The organism is Komagataeibacter kakiaceti JCM 25156, from assembly GCF_000613305.1.
Window position 1 is genome coordinate 1 of sequence record NZ_BAIO01000617.1, and the last position, 1,231, is coordinate 1,231.

2 protein-coding genes and 1 pseudogene are annotated in these 1,231 nt (G+C 66.6%); 2 read left to right on the forward strand and 1 reads right to left on the reverse strand.

The features are described 5' to 3' along the window. A pseudogene (locus tag JCM25156_RS25740) lies at positions 1 to 477 on the forward strand (PD-(D/E)XK nuclease family protein); the annotation flags it as partial. A 72-nt stretch (positions 478 to 549) separates the two neighbouring features. Then, complete coding sequence (gene trxA / locus JCM25156_RS17195) at positions 550 to 879, forward strand: thioredoxin (RefSeq protein ID WP_025814126.1); 330 nt, start codon at positions 550 to 552, stop codon at positions 877 to 879. Between the two features lie 37 nt (positions 880 to 916). Here the strand turns inward: trxA and JCM25156_RS17200 are convergent. Then, on the reverse strand, positions 917 to 1,231 hold a 315-nt coding region (locus JCM25156_RS17200), incomplete at its 5' end, for a ChbG/HpnK family deacetylase (protein WP_025814128.1).

Consider the following 1,231-nt stretch of genomic DNA (forward strand, 5'->3'; position numbering starts at 1 on the left):
CGACTGCCCGGCGGATGCGCGCGCGGAGCTTGCCCATGCCTGGCTGTCACGCCCGGCGGCGGGCTGGAACCGGCGGCCTGTGATGAACTGGTGGGTCAGGTGCTGGCGGTGATGGACAGCCCGGAACTCGCGGCCCTGTTCGCACCCGGCAGCCGGGCTGAACAGCCTCTGGCCGGAATCGTGGGCCAGCAGGTGATCGTGGGGCAGGTGGACCGGATGGCGGTCGGCGCGGAGACGGTCACGGTGTGTGATTTCAAGACCAATCGCCACCCCCCGGCCGATGTGGCGCATACCCCGGTCCTTTACCTGCGGCAGATGGCGGCTTACCGCGCGTTGCTGCGCGGTGTCTATCCGGGCAGGCATGTCGTGTGCGCGCTGGTCTGGACGGAGGGCGTGCGCGTTGACATCCTGCCCGCCACCCTGCTGGACCGCAACGCGCCCGATCGGGTGGGGACAAAGGATGGCGGGCAGTCTTGACCGCATGCGCCAACGTGGCCATGTCAGTAGGTCAGCGGGCGGCCCCGGCCGCCACAAAGGAGAGATGAAGCGATGAGCGAGAACACGATTGCCGTCAGTGATGACCAGTTCAAGAAACTTGTTCTGGAATCAAAGGAGCCCGTTCTGGTTGATTTCTGGGCGGAATGGTGTGGTCCGTGCAAGATGATCGCCCCGGCGCTGGAGGAAATCGGCGCGGAAACCAAAGGCAGGATGACCGTGGCCAAGGTCAACATTGATGAAAACCCCCGCACGCCCAACGATTACGCCGTGCGCGGCATCCCCACGCTGATCCTGTTCAAGGACGGCGCGCCGGTGGCGACACAGACAGGGGCCATGCCCAAGAGCCAGCTCAAGGCATGGGTCCAGAGCAAGATCGGCTGAAGCCCGAGCGGCTGAAGTCAGGCGCGCATGTGGCCCGTCAGCGGGCGCGGGCCACGTCCGTCCATGTGGTGGGGGTGGCCCCGGCATGCGCCAGACCGGAGCGGAAGCCCGGCGCGCAGAGCGCACGGAATTCCGCTTCGTGTTCATAGGTCGGCATGAGCCGCTGAAGCAGGCGGTTTTTCGCCGTGGCCGGGTGGAAATAGATTTCCGACAGGCCATCGGGCAGGTGCGCGGCCAGTGCCGAGACACGCCCCGTGGTCATGTGCCCGCTCCAAGCCAGCCCGAAGCACCAGTCATTCGTGACCAGACCGGCCCTGTGCGCCTGATGGCGCAGCAGCGCCGTCCAGCGCCG

What these genes read in the sequence shown, in the direction of transcription:
- trxA (WP_025814126.1), top strand. Translation starts at nt 550, where the DNA reads ATGAGCGAGAACACGATTGCCGTCAGTGATGACCAGTTCAAGAAACTT.